We start from the raw sequence: 20,538 nt of genomic DNA on the forward strand, positions 1-20,538 counted from the left end.
GATCAGTGAGTATGAAGTGGTTTACTGAATTTGGCCGCCTGAATCGAGAGACAAAATGTCCGCTCCTGGCACTAAGCAGAAGTTCCCGAACAACGTAAGCTGGCATATGCCCTCGTTCCTCCGTGGGGACTATCGATCTATTTGCCGGTTGTGTTTAAGCAATATCGCCAGCGGCGTGAGCTCTCAGTGCATTCAATCAAGCTCACAAATCACACAGTCTTTACTTTTTTTAGATTCCCTAATGGTTTCGCGTCATAGCCTCAGCCAGATAAACCTGAGCTGCTTTAGGGGTATATGCCTTTCCGAGCATAAAGGATACTGTTTCTATGAAAACTGATCGCGAGAGCACGATTAGGAGATCAGAACCTGATTTGACATTGATACTGGCTATCAGCGATGGGCAGTTCTCGAATACATCTGACAATCATTTACCTCATTAAGTTTTATTTCCAGAAGTGCCGTGATCCAGCACGAGTGCTGATAATCAATATCACTTGGGTAATGATTGACAAGTTCACTAAACAACGAGCAGATATTTTAAAATTGCCTGCAGCTTCCACATCACCAGGCAGAGGCGTCAGACCCTTAGCACCATACGATTCATAGAGTAATTCCCAATATAGTTGATGCTGAATTTCTTTGTTCATGTTGAGGCAGTATATTGAAACAATGAGAATGAATCACACATATAAGCTCTCACAATCTTCCGCCGTTTTTGACTGTTGCAGATATACTTTTAGCAGGTTTTAAATGCCTGGAGATTTCTTTCTGTTCTCGACGGATTTTGTATGAATTAATTTCTTCATAATCCTTGTGTTTATTTATTTTTGATAAATCAACCAAGAGATTATTTCTTATCATCCACTTTACAATTCGCTTGTCGATATCTTTATAGAGAGGGCCGCCTTTATATTTATAGAAGTGAATATCATGAATTTCACTGATGAAATCAAGTATGGATAAGATTTCTTTATAATCACCAATGTAACTGTTAATGGTGAAATGGTCTTTATTAAGTTCTATTTTGAATCCATGTTCAGAAAGGTAATACAAGAAAAAGGCTGAGTCGAGATCACAAAAATCTACATGCAGCGTTCTTCTGTCAAATTTATCAATATGCGAGAGAATGATATCATGTAATTCATAATCATATACATTTTCAATAAATCCTTTCCCTGAATGATCAATTTGATTGACATTGCATCCAGCATCTATTGCTACGGATAAAACTTCCGGGGAAAGGGGCATGAAGAGAATATTCATTCCTTTTTTATCGATGTGATTTATATCACAACCAGCATTAATTAATTCTGTCAATCCTTCAGCATTCCTGTAATGTTCAAAAATGCATGTGTAGCCATTAGTATCCGTATGCGAGGTGTCTAAACCCAGTTCAATCAGTTTCTTCAGTATTTCTGGATTTTTTTGATGAAAGAGCGCATTTTGCCCATGTCCGTTGATATGGTGTATATTAATTCCATAACTGAGCAGGCAATCCATGGCTTCCAGGGTTCTGCAGGCAAAAATGGCATTGTTGCCGTTACTGTTAACAGCATTAATGTCATAGCCTATTTTTAAAGCTTTCTTTATATCATCAGGTGATCTTGCATTGAAGAATAATTCAGAAATGGCAAGGTCTAATGCCTTTTCTAATAATCCCTTTTGTAATAAGGATATGACTAATTCCATAAACACCCCCATGAAAAAATGTTTAAGTCATTAGATATCAGAAATTCTGTGAAATGCAACAACTGGGGAAAGGTGTTCATGATGTGCGGAATAAAAATTTCCACAAACCACCCGTGGATACATCAGAAACACCTGCAGTAAATTTACGCCTGTAACCTGCCGTCCGGACTATAGGACCAAACCTTCGCGGGAGATGCTACCATTACATCGGCAATGTTGAACCGGATTTTACATCACACACGTCGTACAAATAAAAGGAGAAGGCTATCGACTGAAGCAAAAACGGAAAGCCGGGGTTATCGCTGAAGCTAATCCTGAGTAAACAAGGTGGATCAACATTAGACCGTCGGTGGTGGCGGTATGCGGATCACTTTTTACCCGTTGTTGACCCCTGGCGCTCCCAAACCATTTCCAGTGCTCTGATGGTAAGTTTGTTGTCAGGTGAGAATTGAATTTCATTGCCCACCCCTCCGGTTTTTCTGGCGAACAGGTCGAGAACAACGACAAGATACGCCCAGAGTAAAGTAAGAGGCAGGGCGTAGTCGGTCCATGTCCCTGCCTCTCCTTTCCTGACAGGACGTAGACCCTGGCAAGTTGCATCAAAAGATAACAAATTTCTCAGTTCAACTTCCTTCTGGCTAGGTTAACTTGCAAGCAGGAACTGCTTTTCATCGATTAGTGAATACGGTAGTTTTTTCAAACTAACTGAACTCTATTCGTATGACTTAAATCTTTAAGAAGGCAGGAGATTTGAATTTTGAAAAACTGGTCACCAGAGCATACTAAAGAAATCAAAGCTTGGCTTGACATAGATAACTATCGCAAGCTCGAAGACATCAGTTTAAATGCCTTGTATCACGAACTTTGGGCAAGAGCACTTCTGTACAAGCCTGGGCCTACTGACGAAGAAAAGAAAGGGCTATGGGTGTACATGACTGAAATTTTCAGTGGGAACCCCCATCTTTTCAAAGGGAAGCATCTCGATTATCCAACAGTTAACGATACTCTCTACAGTCCTCCACACATTTTTATCACGGATATCACCAGGCTTGCTGAACTTAGTGTGATGGCTCTTAGTGTGAATCTTTTCACCTGGGAGGAAGGAAACGATGAATATTGTGTTAATGCGCCTCATCACGAAGCTTATGTGTCACAACTCTTGTCCCCCTTATGTGAGAAAACGGTGTTGTTTGAAATCGATCTTGGTAGTGGTACTGACGATGAAATAGCCGAATCGATAAAAGCGGCCCTGCCACAATGGAGATCGGTAAAAGGAGTGGAAGTTAATGAAACCGGTATCGTTCGTTTCGGCTATGGAACCATTAAAAAAATCATAAATTACAGGTTGGTTGCGATGCTGGACATCTTACTTTGGGCAAAAAGGAAAGAACTAAGAATCTCAGATGATCGCCTCTCCCGGCTTCTTTATACTGATGAAGATGAAGAAACAACTACCCGTTTAGGGTATCACATTAAAGACTCAGATCGTCCGCTTGCGATGAAAGCTGCAACGATAGACTTCATTAGGCAGTTCAATTTTTTCATGAACCGAAATCCCCACCTGAAAAACATGAGAGTTTCAGATGTGATGAAACTCTCTGATTCTAACTGATCTCGAATTCCCGAAGTCTACTACTGCAGGGCAGACCGTAACCCTGCAGTTAGGAAGCTCGCTCCTTTCTTTTCCCAACTGTTCGTATAGTGATCCCATCACAACGACAAAGGGAAAACAAAATGAACAATCAAAATACCCGCCTAATTCGCTTGCCAGAAGTTATGAACAGAACCGGCTATGGCAAGGCCTGGATTTATCGTCTAATCAACGAAGGTTTATTTCCACAACCAATAAAAATTGGTTCGCGTGCAATTGCATTTGTCGAAAGCGAAGTTGATGAATGGATCGCATCTGCAATTGAACGTTCACGTAAAAATGCAGCCTGATTACGGGGCTAATGATGAGTGTATTAAATTTGGTGTGTAAAAATAAATGGTGCTATTCAACAATGAGCCGAGGGCCGCCTGATATTTTATAAGTAGTATTAGGTTAGGCTTTGGTATTAAGAAGTAATAACAATAGTCATTGGTGGAAATTATGATGGCATTTTTACCGTGACATTATAAATTAATAAGTACAGGAGATTTAAAATGAATAATTCAATCAGAGTACCGGAAGATAAAGATTTTGTATGTGCATTTGTGACTTCACCGGATAGCTTGTATGAGGCTATTGAAACCTATCGTAATTATGTAGATCCAGTCGAAGAGATAGAGTTTGAGCACGTCCTTCTTTATTTGTTGTGTTCTATACTGGTCGAAGGTGCTACAGATGTTACCATTAATGATGAAGTACGAATGTGTATTGAGCACCTTGTCAATGAAAAAAATATTATCAGAAAGAATAACGCAGGTAAAAAGGTGTAAAGTCTGTAATAAATTATCATGGGTACAGACAGCACAAGTCTGTACCTTCTTATTTTAATCCTACTGGTAATGATATATAAAAATTATGTGCTTTTGATAGCGGTCATGTGGTTTTGCTATAGTAAGCATTGCAGGATAGGAATATCCTAAACTTTCATTCTCTGCCCTTTGTTTTATTTAAGATAACTGAAAAATACAGGGTTTAAACGATACTGGTATTTAAACTCAGTAGGTATAATAACATTCGTATCAATCAGTTCATCGATGGCCCGATAAAATCGGGCTGGCGTAATATGTATATCTTCCTGCTGTGCGATGGATGTTGCACGGTGAAAGTTCAGGTAAACAGTGTTTTTATCTGGTGTGTATGAAGCGATTAATGTGAGAAGCCAAAACACATAGTGAGCAGTATTGTTCAGATTGCGTTGTTCATCTGATAATTTATTCTGGTAAAGGTAAGCAGGGAGTCTTTGCTTCATAAAGATATCCTTTGTTTTGTTAAGTTTTTCGCTGGTGTGGGGCGTAAAATCACCGCGCTGTTATGTCTTTTAAAAGGGAATGCCGTCAGTTGGATATCTGTTTCTGGATTTTTTTTACAGGCTTTGTTTTGCGCCCTGCGCGATAAAAGTTGAATGAAGTGGCAAAATCTTCAGTCTCAAGTCTGGATTTACTGAATTTATCCATCAGATCTTCATTGAAACGATGAGGAATACCTTTTACGCATAAATTAGAATTCAGGTAAACCTGACCGTCTTCAGCGTTACGGATCAGTATTTTCCTCTCAAATAATTCTCTGAATGCACGTGAAACATTCGATTTATTCAGTCCTAACTCTCTGGCAGTACGTGACTGTGAAAAGTCAGGGATAATATTTCCATAATCAATGACTGAGAAAAGATAAAGAACAATTCTGAATGCCGTTGGTGTCAGATCCATTCGGGCGAGTGTGGCCGTATTATCTTTGAAGATCATCGAAAAATCGTCACGAAAGGATGTCTTTTTACAGGCACTTGCTTTAACTTTTATTTCTTCCAGATCTTCGGGCATAACATCTAATGCTTCTGCAATGATTGCTTTTTGTTCTTTAGTTAACATAACACTTGTGTTTGACATAATGGCTCCTTTTTTATTATTGTGATAACAGATATGGCATATTAAATTTGTTTGTCAATATTATTAGTAATAAAAATTTAAAAATATTATATTTATTGCTCTGTGATTATTTTTTTTAGTGAAATATTAAGGGTTGTCAGAGTTATTACGAAGGGTGCTAAATTTCACCATCACCCGTTATGTCATTAATAATTTTTGGTTCTGAAAGATACAACCAATATTCTATCTTAACTTGTTGATGTAATTGATTAATTTTCTTTTTGTATTTGCAAGATAAAAGAGTGATAAAGAAACAAGAAACCGAAATTTAGCTTTAGACTGACACAAAATTCAATTGTACACAGTTTGATAAACACTGCTATTGCTGATTTTCCTTCGTAATATTATTCCTTAAGTGAAGCCTGCGCACCTGTATGTTGCGCCACTGGGCTTCAGAACATTGCTATAGTGTTTAACTGTCAGTAGAAATACGCTTCGCGCAGGAGTTCAGACAGTTGGGTTTAGCTCTCAGCACAAATACGCTTCGCGCAGAGATTCAGACTGCTGAGTTTAGCGAAAGAGTGGACCCGACTACATGATTTACCCGTTAACTTAATACGGCTCACGCCGGAACCCCTTCGGAAAAATCCTTTCTGCTTCAGCGAGTGAGTGCTGTGGGCACTCAGCGGCGCTGCAAGAGGGATTAAACGTTGGGTTTTCATCTGACGGGTAAAAATAATCTACATATATCTGTCGTCGGGGGCGTGAGCCGGTGCGTAGCACTCTCTCAAAAAAATTCCTGAAGGGGTTTTATCTGAAATATGGAAACTACCTGGCTTTTGAAAAAAAGAAGTGGTAATGCAATCGATCGGACTCAACATTGCAACAGCGTAAGCTGTTTTCAGTATTAAAAGAATAAATAGTTGTCATTTTAAAATAAAACATTTTCAATTTTGTATTGATTTAAATTTTAAAGCTGATAGTACTTAATTATAAAAACAAAAAAGGAGAGGGTTATGAGTAATATTTGTGTTTCTTCTCAGGAAGAAAAGTTTATATTTGTTGTTGATAAATATATAACACACCATCGCGACAGTGTTAATAACAATATTTTTTACAGAAAACTTTATGTGCTTTTCGCTGGATACCATCTGAAGTATTTTTATTCACGGGCGCAATATCGCAATTCGTGTTATCACGTTGATAATATCATGCAGATGTTTATGGGTGTCGTTTCTACCCTGAAGGCCCCTCTGCTCAGGCAACTCGCAAACAGTGACACATTACTGCATTGCCTGAATTCGCTCGTGAATTATATTTCAGGCAATCTGGATGAAGCAGAGCACATTTATGCTGATTTACTGGCACAGTATGAAAAGAAACGCATTGCACGTTCTCTGGCTTATACACCACCAGGATCCGTGGTCAGGAAAAGGCTGTGAGGCAGCGGATACGTACTGGACAGGGGATGGCAGAGTGACATAAAAGCAGTCGTTTCCCGCAAGACATTACCGGGCATTAAAAAGGCAGGAGCCACCGGTCTGGTGTCCTGCCTGGCGGGATTGTTTTACTGTGGTCTTACTTATCAATGACCTGCCAGCCATCATCCGTTTTGATCAGCGTGACAGCCGCTGTGCGTTTTTCGTTATCGACAACAGCTGTTACATTGCATTTGTAGCTTTTATCCGATAGTTTTTCGCAGTCATGCTTTTTGACAGATTTTAATTCCCGCAGTGCGTCTTTCGGGACATCTTTACCTGCTATGGATTTAACGATGGCATTCGTCTGCTCCATGACCTTATTCATCGCAGTGTAAATATCCTGCTCAGACGGTTCACCGGTACAGCCACTCAGCAAAAAAATGGACGCAATGAGTGTGGTAAATGCATATGTTTTCATAAAATAATCCCAGACTGTAGAGTACGTTATTGAATAAGGCCGGTTTTCATCTTGCTGTTGTTTTCAGAGAACGTCCACTTACTGACCGTTTCGCCTTTAAATTCGATTTCCAGCGTTTTGGCCTGCGTCTGTGAACCGCCTGTCAGCAACCCGACCACTGGAATGAATGTGGTGGCATCAAACTGATTGTTATCCATCGAATAAGTCCATTCTTCATTGCCACTATCAAGTGTAGTTTTGGTTTCGGGCTCACCTAATGCGGTAATGATTTCTGATTTCGTTGTTTTATTTTTTATAATTTTCGACTGCAGACTTTGTGCTGTTTCGTTTTTTAGATGCTGGTTGCCTGATGTTGAACAACCAGAAATAAGGAAAGCAGAAATAAAAAACACAGAAATCATGAATCTGTTCATAAGTTCTCTCATATTAATTTTTTATGTTTACGGTGGTATGAAATTAATATCACCGTATAAAAACAACTCTGTCTGCATATTTCTTTTTAATAATGCAGATAAGAATAATGACGCTGGCAAAAAACGTAATGACTGAGACAGGAGTGCTGCCGGTCAATGAAAATACTAACCAGGCGAGAGCTAATGCCACGAATTGAAACAGGAATGCCACACTGAGCGGACTCTCACCGTAGGCGACTTTTGCATGGCATCCTTTGCAAATCCGCACGCCGTGCGGGCTTTGTGTAAAGCAGAAGGGGCAGCTAATCGTTTTATTATCCATCATGACTCCGTGGCCTGATTTAAGGTGATGTATTTTTGAACATTTTCGATGAATGATCCGCTTTAGTAAAATTGCTTGTACCGATCGATGGATCTCTGTTAATAGGATATAACTATCATAACAAGATTATCGATCTATATAAACGATCAATATTTTATTGACTATCACTAAAGTATGGATTAGTTAACTTATGGTGCAGGATGGGGGTTATTTTTAACTAATTGTTCTTTAATGGGATTTGTTGTCATGGAATGACAGGGTGTCAGAAGATGCAGGTGCAGGATTTGGTGGAAAGGATGTGCAGTGGCATGTAACAGAGACATGCCCCTGCGCCTGAGAAGTGCCACAATATGGCCGAGCAATACAAGCCACGAATGCAGACGACGCTGGCGGGGTATCTGACGAGCTGTATTGTGCAGTTTGCTCCTGAGTTGAATGACACCCACTGTTTCCTGTTGTCTTTCCAGACGAATTTTTTCTTCAAGCTGAAGGATTTTCTCCAGAATCGTTTCCCGGTTTGCAACCTGTTCTTCAGGCTCGCATGATGGCACTGGCACTGGCACTGGCACTGGCACTGGCACTGGCACTGGCACTGGCACTGGCACTGGCACTGGCACTGGCACTGGTACAGTCTGTTGTTGCTCTTTTTTCAGTAAGGCCAGGTGCTCTGGTGTAAAATCAATCTGCGTTTGCAGAGAAGACCAGCCATACTTTTTTCCAAGCTGAGACGCTTTAAAGGCAATACCCTGGTACTGAAATGAAAATCCATTCATTTTTCCGGTCGACGCGATATTGGGTTTACAGGTCACACCTTTCTGTTCCAGCATGTCGATAAAAGTCAGTAAATCGGGACGATGCGTTAAGACATTATCAATCAGGGTCTGCAACTGAGACTTAGGGCAGGGAACTGCTGTTCGTTCTGCCATCATCAGCTCATTGCGTGAGGGTTTTCTTTTAGCCTGAGGGCGACTGCTGGTTGCAGGTGTTGTTTCAGTGAGTCCGTGTATTCGCTCCAGTTCGCTGATAATGCGGGTGCTGATGAGATTTTCATTTTTCCCCATGTACAGCTTTCCACCGGCCATGTTAATGCGACTTGCAATGATATGGATATGCTGCCCGTCGGTATCATCGTGAAGGATATAACAGCGAAGGTGCGTTTCAGTGAACCCCATCCGGGTCATATAATCGTCGGCGAATGCCGCCCATTGTCTGACTGACAGTGTTTCTCCCTTTGGCAGGCGAAGCGAATTATGCCAGACAGGTTTGGCGACACCGGGGCGCAGTAGTCTTGTGCCTTCAAATTCACTGATAAGTTCAGCAGCAGTGCTTCCCGTCATGTTGCCACCGATAATATAAGGCGTGATTTTGTGGTGAGATCCTGACTTAAGGCTATAGAGAACCACACCTGCAAACTGTTTACCCCGCTTTATTTTCTGCATGCCTTTCACTGGTCTTGCTCCAGAAAGGTTGATGGAATAAGGTGATCCCTGAGAGTTTTGATTTGTCTGCGCAGGGCGAAGAGTTCTGTACGGGTCAGTTCGCTGTCAGGGCTTTTGCTGTCGAGATGATTCAGCAGGCGGTTTAAATCCTGTGAAAGGTTGCCGAGTTTAACCCATGCTTCACGATTGATTTCAGGTAATACCGGTGGGAGTTTGTTGAGGGATGCCATTCTTAGCCATTCCCCTTTTTTATAAGGGCCTCTTTTACTATCGAGAATAGATAATTCTTCTTCGTTTAACCGAACGCTGACGCAGTGAGTTCGAACTTCATTAGGTGAATATTTTGCTGTATGGAATTTACCTCTTCTTGAGCTTCTTGATAGATCTTCTTTACTTTCATTTTTATGCATATCTAACCTTTTTTAAAATGTGTTCATGATCTACAGTTAGCGCATTGGTAAAATAAGTCAAGGCAGTGTCGAAATTTATAAATAAGAGAGGTGGAGCAGATTGCTAATTAGGTAATCTGCTCTGGGTAAAAATAGGGTTCATATTAAATTCATTATGACAGTGAGGAGGGGCGGAGGTTACAATCTACGTTTTACTGGCATTAAAGAGATTGTTTGTTTCATAATTTCGCTAAGTTTCTTTCTCTCATGTTCTGCTATATATTTACAAATCTCATCATGTCGAATATGCTGTTCCAGTTGTTTTTTATCTATTTTGATGTCATTGCGGATAAACCATTTAATGGTTTCAATGTCCCCGCGTAAATCATAACCTCGCAGTACAATATGGCGAAAATGTGTGTTGCTGATATCTGTCTTCTTCTTTAGTTCACTGAAGAAAGAGCTCATTTCATTTTCATTGGCACTTAGATAAACCTGGCAGTTATCAGAGATAGTAAAGTTAAGGTTTTTCTTCTGAAGCAAATCCATTATCTGCAGACTTTCGCTGTTGAGGTAGTTGAAAATTACTGGACTGCTATCCTTCATACTAATATGACGAATGAGCATTTTGGCTTTGAAATCGCCTAATGAATAGCAAATTTCAAAAATACCGTGACCCTGGTTATCTTTGTGGTTTATATCGCAACCGGCCTGTACCATCAAATCAAAGATAGAGTGATTTTTTACGTAAAAAAGTATTGTTCTTCCGCATTTATCCACATTGTTGACATTAATTCCAGCATTGATCAGGGTTTTGCAACAGGATATATTATCAGCTAACGAGCATAAACAGGTTTGGCCGAGACCATTTTTGTGGTGTATATCTACGCCGGAATCAATCAATTTTTTCAGTATGTGAGGATTTCGCTGGTTAAACAAAACATTGTGACCATAGTTGTCAGAATGGTTAAAATCTATTCCTGCTTTAACCAGAGTGTCAATCATTTTTGGGTTTTTACAGTAAAACAGTATATTTCTTCCAAACGAATCCAGTGTATTAATATCGGAGCCTGCATTAATGCAAGCCTGAATGTCTTTTGGAGTTTTACAAGAGAGTAATGCATTTATTGCGTTGTTATTCATAATTTTTCTCCTCTGTTAAGCGACTAATCTGATATAGTTGTCATGGTTGGTTTTATATTCCTTTATTTTTTTAATGTCTTCGTAAATTCGAGCGAGTGAAAACCATGAGATCTCTTTCAACATGTTTTTGTTGCTTACATACAAAATGTTACCACCGCGAAATGAAAAAGCATTATGGAATGTACTTTCATTCGTCGTTTTGAGAAATCGAATGAAATTTTTTATTGTCTCTTTTTTGTTCATGTTATAAGAGGTGAATGTATAGATAGAGAATACGGTTAAAATATTTCTCTTCGAGACCATATGTCTTGAGAAATAATCGAAATAAAATCTTTGCTCCTGAGTGTCACTTTTGCAGAAAAAAGAAAATTGTGGATTATATAATCTATAAAGATCTGCGTTCTTTTTTGTTTTGGCGAGATAGTTAGTCAGGCTTGGATATTTTGTTTTATTCATTTTAGTTCTCCTTTATTTAATTAACAAAGGAAATATATATTATTAAATAAACAAAATGCAAATATATTTTTATATTTATTTAATTAAATAGTTATATTTTTATTATATTTCATATAAGGTGTTGTTTTTCATTGTTATTTTATTTTTATCAAAAAGTGCTGTGTTTTATTTGATTGATTTGGTTTGAGAGTAGTGATTGATATAGTATGAATTGGCGATGAGGGTGTTTTAAAAAATAAATTTATCAAAGTGCAAAGGTGCAATGTGGGGCTTTGTATTAAATTAATGATGTTAGCGCCCCTTGGCTATCTAACTAAAGGTTAAAGCCAAGGGGAGAGTGTTCAGGCAGATTCAATTCATAATCTTTTTTTTGTAATTGCTTTACAGGTAACTGGTTGAAGCGTTGTTCGTAAAACCTTTTGCTCTCTCTGTAATTTGTCCTGGAGGATTTCTTCATAAAAGTAGCGTTCTTTTAGCGATTCTATATCAACTTTTATATCATTACGTATTAACCATTTAATTAGCAGTCTTCCTGCATAGTGCGTCAGTAGATATGTACTGCTTATGTAAAACCAAACATGACTAATGTCTGTCAGCTTCTTTAGTTGTAAAATTAATTTTTTAGCGTCGGCATTTGTTGGTGTGATAATGCACTTATCACTTATCTCAAATTCATTTTTTTGCTTTATAAGTAACGACAATAGCTCAATTGATTTAAATGTAATGTTCGTGAATACAATTTTTGAACTGTCTTTAAGATGAATATTACGGATAAGAAAACGAATGTAGTTATCGTTTTTAGATTCCCAGTGCGTATATTTACCAACTATGCTATTATTTTCTGACTGCCAGTGATCGAATGCTGTCTGTCCACTTATATTTTTATGATTAATGTCGCAACCAGCCTCAATTAGTGCATCGTACACATATCCTTCAAATGGAATGAAAAGAAAGGAATTGCCATAGCTATCTTTGGTATGGATATCTAGTCCTGCTTTGATAAGATATTTTACTAACCCTGGTGAAACATCAATATGTTGAATCGCAAGGGTGCCTGACTTATTCCGGTGGTTAACATTAATACCATTGCTGACAAGAAGTTCCACTGTTTCAACATTTTGAGCATAGAATAATGCATTATTACCGTCATTATCCAAGTGGTGAATGTCAATGTCAGCGTCAATCATTGCCTGTATAGCTTCAGGTACATTACAGGTAAAAAGAGCAGTTTGACCTTTACTATTGCACATATTTATATCCATGCCAGCCTTAAGGCAACGAAGGACACCATTTTTAGACTTTACACGGAATAGGTTATTTTTATTATTTTCTCTTGATATCATTGTTTATCTCCTTTTTTGTTGTTTTCAAGATATTAATGACACCAGATTTTACGGTATTCAAATTTATTTTTGTTTTATTAGGGGGTATCTGATTTGGTTTGCTTAAGGTTATTCTTAACTTAATGGAACATAGGGACGTTAAGGTTATCCTATGTGATGTGGATTAACCATTTTCACAAGAATATTTATCCATATTGGAACTAATCTGTATAAAGGAGATAATTAGAGGCTCAGATATTAATACTATAGAGAGTAATGCTATAGGATATGGAAAAGATCATGTAATATAATGGTGGTTATTAATGTTCATCTTAATTTTGGAAATTAAATGAGTAGTGTTTTTTATGAGGTTTTTTGCTGTTGATAATTCTTATTAAAATTTGAAGAGCATCCTTTAAGTTATTCGGCTTGAGGATGCTCATTTAAAATTTAAGCAGCGTAGTCTTTTTCAACAGCCAGGAAGGGGTGATGCTGCCAACTTACTGATTTAGTGTATGATGGTGTTTTTGAGGTGCTCCAGTGGCTTCTGTTTATATCAGCTGTCCCTCCTGTTCAGCTACTGACGGGGTGGTGCGTAACGGTAAAAGTACTGCCGGACATCAGCGCTATCTCTGCTCTCACTGCCGTAAAACATGGCAACTGCAGTTCACTTACACCGCTTCTCAACCCGGTACGCACCAGAAAATCATTGATATGGCCATGAATGGCGTTGGCCTCAACACGATTTTACGTCACTTAAAAAACTCAGGCCGCAGTCGGCAACCTCGCGCATACAGCCGGGCAGTGACATCATCGTCTGCGCGGAAATGGACGAACAGTGGGGCTACGTCGGGGCTAAATCGCGGCAGCGCTGGCTGTTTTACGCGTATGACAGGCTCTGGAAGACGGTTGTTGCGCACGTATTCGGTGAACGCACTATAGCGACGCTGGAGCGTCTTATGAGCCTGCTGTCACCCTTTGACGTGGTGATATGGATGACGGATGGCTGGCCGCTGTATGAATCCCGCCTGAAGGGAAAGCTGCATGTAATCAGCAAGCGATATACGCAGCGAATTGAGCGGCATAACCTGAATCTGAGGCAGCATCTGGCACGGCTGGGACGGAAGTCGCTGTCGTTCTCAAAATCGGTGGAGCTGCATGACAAAGTAATCGGGCATTATCTGAACATAAAACACTATCAATAAGTTGGGACCATTACCAAATAGTTTATATGCTAAAAATTTAGGGAATCATTTTCCTAATTCTCCAGCTAAAAGTTCAGCCTGCTTCAAAACAGTCTCTGTGGCGAGCAATGACATATCAGGCGGATAACCATATTTTTTGAGCAGACGTTTTACCACCACGCGAATTTTTGCTCTTGCTGCTTCTTTCACTGTCCAGTCAAGACTGACATTGTTGCGGATAGCCTCCGTAAGTACGACTGCCAGTTCTCGTAGTTTTTCCTTTTCCATTAACTCGCGAGCACTGTCGTTATCTGCAACAGCAGAATAGAAGGCATATTCATAAGCGCTGAGGTTTAACTGGCTGGCAAGGCTGTCAGATTCCTGGATAGTCTTGGCAAGCTTGATTAGCTCATCAATTACCTCCGCTGCGGTCAGTACCTTGTTCTGGTAGCCATTGATTGCAGAGGTCAGCATATCAATCAGTTTTTTGCCTTGGGTGATACTTTGATTCGAGCGAACCTTGATCTCGTCAGAAAGCAGTTTTTTAAGCGTTTCCAAAGCAATATTTCTGTGTTGGTAATCCTTCATTTCCTGAAGGAATTCTTCAGAAAGAACGGAAATATCAGGTTTTTGTATCCCAGCAGCGTCAAAAATATCAACAACTTTATCGGTAACCAGAGCCTGATCGATAGTCTGTTTTACCCGAACTTCGAGACTGTCATTGTGTTCTTCTTCTGATCCGTCTGAGTTTTCAGTAAATTTATTCAGTCTGGCTTTTACTGCCTGGAAGAATGCTACTTCGGGTGCCGCTTCCATTGCTTTATCGTGCGGTGTCGCCAATGCAAATGCCTGCGATAAGGCTGCAACCGCAGCGAGGAAACGCATTTTACCTTTACCGTTATCCAGCCCTAAAATATGGTTTTCTGATTCAAGAATAATTGTCAGGCGTTGTGAGGTAGTTGCGGCAAAGTAAGCTTTGTAATCGTATCCATGCATCATGCCTTCCAGGATTTCCAGCTTTTCCTGCATGAGCGTTACGGCTTCTTCCTGAACCTCAGCAGGATCTCCACGTCCACCTGCATCAGAGTAAAAGGAGAGGGCTTCTTTTAAATCAGAGGCAATGCCCAGATAGTCAACAACCAGACCGCCTATCTTATCTTTATACACACGGTTCACACGGGCAATTGCCTGCATAAGGTTGTGGCCTTTCATTGGTTTGTCGATATACAGCGTATGCATGCTGGGAGCGTCGAAGCCGGTTAACCACATATCACGCACTATCACCAGTTTCAGCTTGTCGTCGTCATCCTTCATACGGTTAGCCAGAACCTGACGTTCTTTTTTTGTGGTGTGGTGTTTGGCAATTTCTGGCCCGTCAGCAGCAGAAGAGGTCATGACGACTTTTATTATACCGTCATTTAAATCATCGCTGTGCCATTCAGGTTTTAAGGCTATGATTTCTTTATATAGTTCAGCAGCAATACGGCGGGACATGGTAACAATCATGCCCTTACCATGATCGGCATTGGATTTTAAGCGCTGCTCAAAGTGCAGAACCATATCCGCCGCAATCGCTTTAATACGTTTTGAACTGCCAATCAAACCTTCGATTCTGGCCCATTTAGAACGTTCTTTTTGCGTGAGCGTCAGTTCGTCCTCGTTAAACTCATCATCAAAGTCTTCAATAAGCTGACGACCTTCATCACTGATGGCAATTTTGGCAAGACGGCTTTCATAAAAGATACGAACTGTTGCACCATCTTCAACGGCCTGCGAGATATCGTAGATATCAACATAGTTACCAAAAACAGCAGGCGTGTTGACGTCCGTTTTTTCTATGGGGGTTCCGGTAAAGCCGAGATAGGTCGCATTAGGTAAGGCATCACGCATATATTTGGCAAAGCCGTAAACGGTGCGTTTACCTGTTACGTTGCCTTCGCTGTCTTTCACGTCAACTTCTTTGGCGCTGAAACCGTACTGGGAACGGTGTGCTTCATCAGCGATAACGACAATATTGGTTCTGTCTGACAACAACTCATAGATATTGCTGCCATCATCAGGCTGGAATTTTTGAATAGTAGTAAACACCACACCGCCAGAGGCGACACGCAAATATTCTTTGAGTTCTTCCCGGTTGTTGGCCTGTTTTGGTGTCTGACGAAGTAGCTGGGTCGCGGAAGAGAACGTACCGAATAGCTGATCATCTAAGTCGTTACGGTCAGTAATCACAACAACTGTCGGATTATCCAGCGCCAGCACAATTTTCCCGGTATAAAACACCATCGAAAGCGATTTACCGGAACCCTGAGTATGCCAGACTACGCCCGCTTTGCGATCTCCGGTTTTTTGCGCATTAACAAGATCTTTACTGTTACGTCCCTGCTGGCGCAGTGCCACTTCGGCAGAGGGGGAGTCCGCATTCACCGCTGAGGCACGAATAGTGGAAAGAACTGCTGCATTGACCGCGTAGTACTGGTGATAAGCCGCCATTTTTTTAACAGTACGGATACTGATAATCCCTTTGCTGTCTTCATGTTTGCTGGCCTCAAACACGATAAAGTGGCGGATTATATCCAGCAGCGTTACAGGATTAAGCAACCCCTGTAATAAAACTTCAAGCTGTGGTTGGGTACTGGTGGCTTGCGTTTTACCGTTAGCAGTTTTCCACGTCATATAACGACTGAAATCGGCAGAAACCGTCCCCGCTTTGGCTTCCAGCCCGTCAGATATCACATTAAAAGCATTGTAGTTAAACAGACCGGGGATTTGGTTCTGATAGGTTTTAATCTGATTATAGGCACCTGTTACCGTTGCATTTTCGTCAGCGGCATTTTTAAGTTCGATAACGACTAATGGCAGGCCATTGATGAATAAAATAAGATCAGGTCGGCGGGTATGGTTGCCTTCTTTGATGGTGAGCTGATTAATGACCAGAAATGCATTATTAGTGGGATCGTTAAAGTCGATCAGGCTGGCCAGTTCTCCTTGTGTATTACCATCCTTGCTGACTTCGATATTGATTCCTTCGGTCAAAAGGCGATGAAAGGTTAGATTGTTTGCCATTAGGTCAGGTGAGCTGATCTGCATCACCTGTTTTAGAGCTTCTTCACACTTCTGCTCACTAAGGTGCGGGTTAATTCGTTGCAATGCTGTACGCACTTTATCTTCAAGGATAACCTGCTGATAGCTACGTAACGGATTGATTCCACTGGGTTCAATGTCCGGGCCGTAAACATACTCATAGCCCAGCCCTTGCAGGTGCTCAATTGCCATTACTTCAATATCGGATTCGGTCATCTTTGCCATGCGTACTGTCCTTATTGCCGCTTAACCAGAGAGCGGGCTGTACACCCGCATAATTATTTTATGCTACTGATGCGATTGCTTCTTCCGCATACTGAACCCGTACTTCGCCGCTCATCAGTTTGGGAAGGAGAGTGTCGCGCAGAGATTCTATGTTTTTAATTTGTGAGTTGTTAATACTTATTTTTTTCCAGAAGAAATCAATCTGTGTAGTGAATTCTTTCACCATACACTCCGGGGGGAGTTTGAATTCTGGGCGTTGTAATCCGTCAGCCGACAGCTGATTTACAGTTGAACCGTTAGTTGCAGCAACAACTTGCTCATGCATATCTTTGGAGCAAAGTAAATAGTACAGAAAAGCATTGGTTAAGTAACTATCGTCATTGATGCTGATTTTAAATAAATGATGCGTATATATGGATAATTCGCTTTCTGTTTTTGGAATTATAGCAGGATACCCTATGAGTCGATATTCATGGCCCTGTTCTGTATTGGCTACAATGATATCCCCAGGCTTTATAATATGCCTTTCTTTAAAATCACCATTGTAGTATTTTATACCTGCACTCTTATAACCACCGCCCTCAAGTACTGAGTTCAAACTAAAAAGTGGAATGCCGTTATCTGACGTGGTAAGGCCGGCTCCCTTGTAGCTTAATCCCTTAGCTACTGTAATATGACAATCAAGAGTCGTTATTTCCCAATCCGCATGCGTCTCTTCAATAAACCACTGTCTAAATAGGGTTTCTGCCATGGATTCCAGAGTTTTATTCTGGCGATGAAGCAGGTCTATTTTGTCTTTAAGAGAGGACAAAATAGAGGCGATGGCTTTTTGTTCAGATTCATCAATTGGTAAGTAAAGAGGAATCAAATTTAGCGATGCTTTATTTAATTTTGGTTGAGCAGCACCTGTTAAATAAGGAGATAGATCAAGTTGTGAAAAATATTGGATTATCAATGCCGTTAAATGGGGCTTTTTAGCTTTAAGGACATGAGCGTGATTATTAACCCAAAATTTTCCAGTAGCTTCAAATGCTATAGGTGTTTTTCTGGACTTTAAGTTTTCTCCATCTTCAGAAATAAGGATGTAGCTGCCATCAAAAATATAATTGTCGATATAATCGACAATTCCTGACGCTCCATAATATGGAAAATTTCCTTTCTTATGGGCTCGTTCCATAGCACTCAAAGGAATTCTTTGTGCGTTGCAAAAATCTGCTAATTCAGTTATACAAAAATTTCTCCACCTACTCATAAAACCACCTTCGCCAGATTATCAACGATGGCTCTGTTCAGACGCGCCTCTTCTTCCAGTTGCGCTTCAAACTCAGCTTTAAGAGCCGTAAAGCGTTCTTTAAAGTCGAAATCGTCTTCTTCATCAGCAAGACCAACATAACGGCCAGGTGTCAGCACATAATCGAGTTTAGCAACTTCAGCAATGTCTACTGACGCACAGAAACCAGCGACGTCTTCGTAGTCGCCACCTTTGTTACGCCAGTTATGATAGGTATCAGCGATGGTTTTTATATCGTCGTCAGAAAGTACTTTGGTACGACGATTAATTAAATGACCGAGATTACGGGCATCAATAAACAGAATTTCTTTACTACGATCACGATACTGGTTGCTGTTATGACGGTCACGGCGCATAAACCATAATGCAGCAGGGATCTGAGTATTCAGGAACAGCTTTGCCGGTAAGTTGACGATACAGTCAATCACATTGGCATCTTTTACCAGTGCAGCACGAATATCACCTTCACCAGAGCTTTTAGAAGTTAATGCCCCTTTTGCCAGAACAACACCCGCTTGCCCTTTAGGAGACAAGTGATACAAAAAATGTTGCATCCATGCAAAGTTAGCGTTGCCAGCAGGTGGAATGCCATATTGCCAGCGGGCATCACCACGAAGCTGCTCACCAGACCAGTCGGAAACGTTAAACGGTGGGTTAGCTATGATAAAATCAGATTTCAAATCTTTGTGAGCATCGTTAAGAAATGAACCTTCATTATTCCAGCGAACGTGTTCAGAATTAATCCCACGAATTGCCAGGTTCATTTTTGCCAGACGCCAAGTGGTCTGGTTGGACTCCTGCCCATAGATCGAAATATCGTCAATATTTCCCTGATGTGCTTCTACAAATTTTTCTGACTGAACGAACATACCACCAGAACCACAGCAGGGATCAAAGACACGGCCTTTATAGGGTTCCAGCATGTTAACCAGCAGGCTTACAATAGATTTTGGCGTATAGAACTGGCCGCCTTGTTTGCCTTCTGCCAGTGCAAATTCACCTAGGAAGTATTCGAATACGTGACCTAAAACGTCAGCAGAGCGTGCTTTGGCATCTCCTAGTGCAATGTTGCCAATCAGATCTATCAGCTCACCCAGAACAGTGGCGTCGAGGTTTTGTCGGGCATAGACTTTCGGCAACACACCTTTTAACTGTGGATTGCCCGCTTCGATAAGCTCCATCGCATCATCAACCATCTTACCGATTTCAGGAAGCTTGGCCTTAGAAATCAGATAGTTCCAACGTGCAAGCTCAGGGACAAAGAAAACGTTGTAAGCGGTGTACTCGTCTTTGTCTTCCGGATCAGCACCTGCGAACTCGCCTTTACCGGCTTTCAGCAACTCATAATGAGATTCAAAAGAATCAGAAATGTACTTAAGGAAAATGAGGCCTAGTACGACGTGCTTGTACTCGGCTGCATCAATGTTTTTACGCAGTTTGTCTGCCGCTTTCCACAGGATGACCTCTAACGGGTCTGTTTTGATTTCTTTAGGTTTTCTGGCCATTAGCGTAACCTTATGAAGGGGGAAGATGGCCCTATTTTGCCTTAAAGTTCCGCTTGTTACGAGCTTATACAGCGATTAATTATTATCTGGTTTTAGTGTGTTCGTGTAGCTCAGCAAGTGCAATGACTCATGGAGTAAATGCTTTGTAGCGGGATTGTAGATGTCAGGTCATTGCCGTCAATGGAGCCAGTGTCATTGGCATAATTGCTGCACAGCCGATGCCACGCGCACATTCGCTAGTTCACTGTGGTTCATCGTGTGTACTACACCAGTACGCAGTCCGGGAAGTAACGGCATGGCAGAATCGTTTGTAAAGACGTTCAAGCGGGATTATGTGTACGTAGATGATCTGCTGGATGCAGTCTAAATGATGGAAACAATGGCAGAATAGATAGAGGATTATAATAATCTGCATCCACACAAGGGGTTGAACATGAAATCGCCACGCGAATATCGTGATGCCATATTAGCAGTTAATTAGCCGTGTCCGTTTTAGCAGGGACAACTCCAGTATTCAAAAAAGCTTTCTTAGTGCATATGCATGAGGTGAATAGATGTACAGGCTATGACAAACCATAGTTGTAATTTTTAATGTTTAAAATTCTCCGTTACAGTAGGACATTCCTTGTACATTAAATTCCATCTAAGGTTGAATTTTTAATTTAAT

Annotated in this window: 18 protein-coding genes and 4 pseudogenes; 7 read left to right on the forward strand and 15 right to left on the reverse strand. The window is 40.7% G+C overall.

The genetic code is table 11. The features are described from left to right. Positions 1–696 precede the first annotated feature (696 nt). Positions 697–1,689 (reverse strand): ankyrin repeat domain-containing protein, encoded by a 993-nt coding sequence (locus tag JM656_RS05235; protein WP_063418963.1) that lies wholly within the window; start codon positions 1,687–1,689, stop codon positions 697–699. 174 nt (positions 1,690–1,863) lie between these two features. On the opposite strand from JM656_RS05235, the pseudogene JM656_RS05240 reads away from it, so the two are divergent. Further along, positions 1,864–2,011: pseudogene (locus tag JM656_RS05240) on the forward strand (ATP-binding protein); the annotation flags it as partial. 66 nt (positions 2,012–2,077) lie between these two features. Here the strand turns inward: JM656_RS05240 and JM656_RS22245 are convergent. After that, positions 2,078–2,206: pseudogene (locus JM656_RS22245) on the reverse strand (IS3 family transposase); the annotation flags it as partial. A gap of 240 nt (positions 2,207–2,446) precedes the next feature. Between JM656_RS22245 and JM656_RS05245 the strand changes: the two are divergent. The 3 genes from JM656_RS05245 to JM656_RS05255 all read left to right on the forward strand — a co-directional run bounded on the left by JM656_RS05245 (position 2,447) and on the right by JM656_RS05255 (position 4,110). Continuing rightward, positions 2,447–3,301 (forward strand): DUF6387 family protein, encoded by an 855-nt coding sequence (locus JM656_RS05245; RefSeq protein WP_203360300.1) that lies wholly within the window; start codon positions 2,447–2,449, stop codon positions 3,299–3,301. Between the two features lie 122 nt (positions 3,302–3,423). Then, positions 3,424–3,630: an AlpA family transcriptional regulator gene (locus JM656_RS05250; protein WP_001064738.1), complete on the forward strand. Its 207-nt coding sequence runs from the start codon at positions 3,424–3,426 to the stop codon at positions 3,628–3,630. A gap of 204 nt (positions 3,631–3,834) precedes the next feature. After that, positions 3,835–4,110, forward strand: coding sequence for a hypothetical protein (locus JM656_RS05255; RefSeq protein WP_001065761.1), 276 nt, complete (start codon positions 3,835–3,837; stop codon positions 4,108–4,110). Between the two features lie 173 nt (positions 4,111–4,283). On the opposite strand, the gene JM656_RS05260 is transcribed toward JM656_RS05255, so the two are convergent. Together JM656_RS05260 and JM656_RS05265 are read right to left on the reverse strand one after the other, a co-directional pair. Continuing rightward, entirely contained in the window at positions 4,284–4,589 is a 306-nt protein-coding gene (locus JM656_RS05260; protein WP_000813690.1) for a hypothetical protein, read from the reverse strand. Between the two features lie 69 nt (positions 4,590–4,658). Then, positions 4,659–5,223, reverse strand: a pseudogene (locus JM656_RS05265) (helix-turn-helix domain-containing protein). A gap of 995 nt (positions 5,224–6,218) precedes the next feature. Between JM656_RS05265 and JM656_RS05270 the strand changes: the two are divergent. Next, complete coding sequence (locus JM656_RS05270) at positions 6,219–6,644, forward strand: hypothetical protein (RefSeq protein WP_023317202.1); 426 nt, start codon at positions 6,219–6,221, stop codon at positions 6,642–6,644. Positions 6,645–6,780: 136 nt separating this feature from the next. Here the strand turns inward: JM656_RS05270 and JM656_RS05275 are convergent, their stop codons facing one another. From JM656_RS05275 to JM656_RS05305, 8 genes are all read right to left on the reverse strand, one after another. Then, the gene (locus tag JM656_RS05275) at positions 6,781–7,101 is read right to left on the reverse strand and encodes a hypothetical protein (protein WP_001594383.1); all 321 of its coding nucleotides are present in this window, start codon (positions 7,099–7,101) and stop codon (positions 6,781–6,783) included. Between the two features lie 26 nt (positions 7,102–7,127). Further along, positions 7,128–7,514 carry a hypothetical protein gene (locus JM656_RS05280; protein WP_023317201.1) on the reverse strand — a complete coding sequence of 129 codons (387 nt, stop codon included), beginning with the start codon at positions 7,512–7,514 and terminating at the stop codon, positions 7,128–7,130. Positions 7,515–7,563: 49 nt separating this feature from the next. Continuing rightward, positions 7,564–7,836, reverse strand: coding sequence for a hypothetical protein (locus JM656_RS05285; RefSeq protein WP_001594380.1), 273 nt, complete (start codon positions 7,834–7,836; stop codon positions 7,564–7,566). Positions 7,837–8,024: 188 nt separating this feature from the next. Then, positions 8,025–9,284: a relaxase/mobilization nuclease domain-containing protein gene (locus tag JM656_RS05290; RefSeq protein WP_089582236.1), complete on the reverse strand. Its 1,260-nt coding sequence runs from the start codon at positions 9,282–9,284 to the stop codon at positions 8,025–8,027. Beyond that, positions 9,281–9,685: a hypothetical protein gene (locus tag JM656_RS05295; RefSeq protein WP_012139001.1), complete on the reverse strand. Its 405-nt coding sequence runs from the start codon at positions 9,683–9,685 to the stop codon at positions 9,281–9,283. Before JM656_RS05295 ends, JM656_RS05290 begins: the two co-directional genes overlap by 4 nt. 177 nt (positions 9,686–9,862) lie before the next feature. Then, on the reverse strand, positions 9,863–10,807 hold the full coding sequence (locus tag JM656_RS05300) for an ankyrin repeat domain-containing protein (protein WP_023317199.1): 945 nt from the start codon (positions 10,805–10,807) through the stop codon (positions 9,863–9,865). Positions 10,808–10,822: 15 nt separating this feature from the next. After that, entirely contained in the window at positions 10,823–11,263 is a 441-nt protein-coding gene (locus JM656_RS22485) for a hypothetical protein (protein ID WP_016246254.1), read from the reverse strand. 356 nt (positions 11,264–11,619) lie between these two features. Further along, positions 11,620–12,606, reverse strand: coding sequence for an ankyrin repeat domain-containing protein (locus JM656_RS05305; protein ID WP_023317198.1), 987 nt, complete (start codon positions 12,604–12,606; stop codon positions 11,620–11,622). A 519-nt stretch (positions 12,607–13,125) separates the two neighbouring features. Here JM656_RS05305 and JM656_RS05310 point away from each other — a divergent pair. After that, positions 13,126–13,790 (forward strand): IS1 family transposase gene (locus tag JM656_RS05310; protein WP_223349789.1). Its coding sequence is split into 2 segments (ribosomal slippage): positions 13,126–13,342 and positions 13,342–13,790, totalling 666 coding nucleotides; the frame shifts between segments, so codons are not numbered across the junction. Between the two features lie 45 nt (positions 13,791–13,835). Here JM656_RS05310 and JM656_RS05315 read toward each other — a convergent pair. Genes JM656_RS05315 through JM656_RS05325 form a run of 3 tightly spaced genes read right to left on the reverse strand, consistent with a single transcriptional unit; the run spans position 13,836 to position 19,871 of the window. Further along, positions 13,836–17,075, reverse strand: coding sequence for a type I restriction endonuclease subunit R (locus tag JM656_RS05315; RefSeq protein ID WP_001096907.1), 3,240 nt, complete (start codon positions 17,073–17,075; stop codon positions 13,836–13,838). A 58-nt stretch (positions 17,076–17,133) separates the two neighbouring features. Next, positions 17,134–18,327 (reverse strand): restriction endonuclease subunit S, encoded by a 1,194-nt coding sequence (locus JM656_RS05320; protein ID WP_001356249.1) that lies wholly within the window; start codon positions 18,325–18,327, stop codon positions 17,134–17,136. After that, a complete protein-coding gene (locus tag JM656_RS05325; protein WP_000101606.1) occupies positions 18,324–19,871 on the reverse strand; it encodes a class I SAM-dependent DNA methyltransferase in 1,548 nt (515 codons plus the stop codon). Before JM656_RS05325 ends, JM656_RS05320 begins: the two co-directional genes overlap by 4 nt. A gap of 211 nt (positions 19,872–20,082) precedes the next feature. On the opposite strand from JM656_RS05325, the pseudogene JM656_RS05330 reads away from it, so the two are divergent. After that, positions 20,083–20,352 (forward strand): annotated as a pseudogene (locus tag JM656_RS05330) (integrase core domain-containing protein); the annotation flags it as partial. Positions 20,353–20,538 lie beyond the last annotated feature (186 nt).

It is taken from the genome of Citrobacter sp. R56 (assembly GCF_016811995.1).
Classification (GTDB): domain Bacteria; phylum Pseudomonadota; class Gammaproteobacteria; order Enterobacterales; family Enterobacteriaceae; genus Citrobacter_D; species Citrobacter_D enshiensis.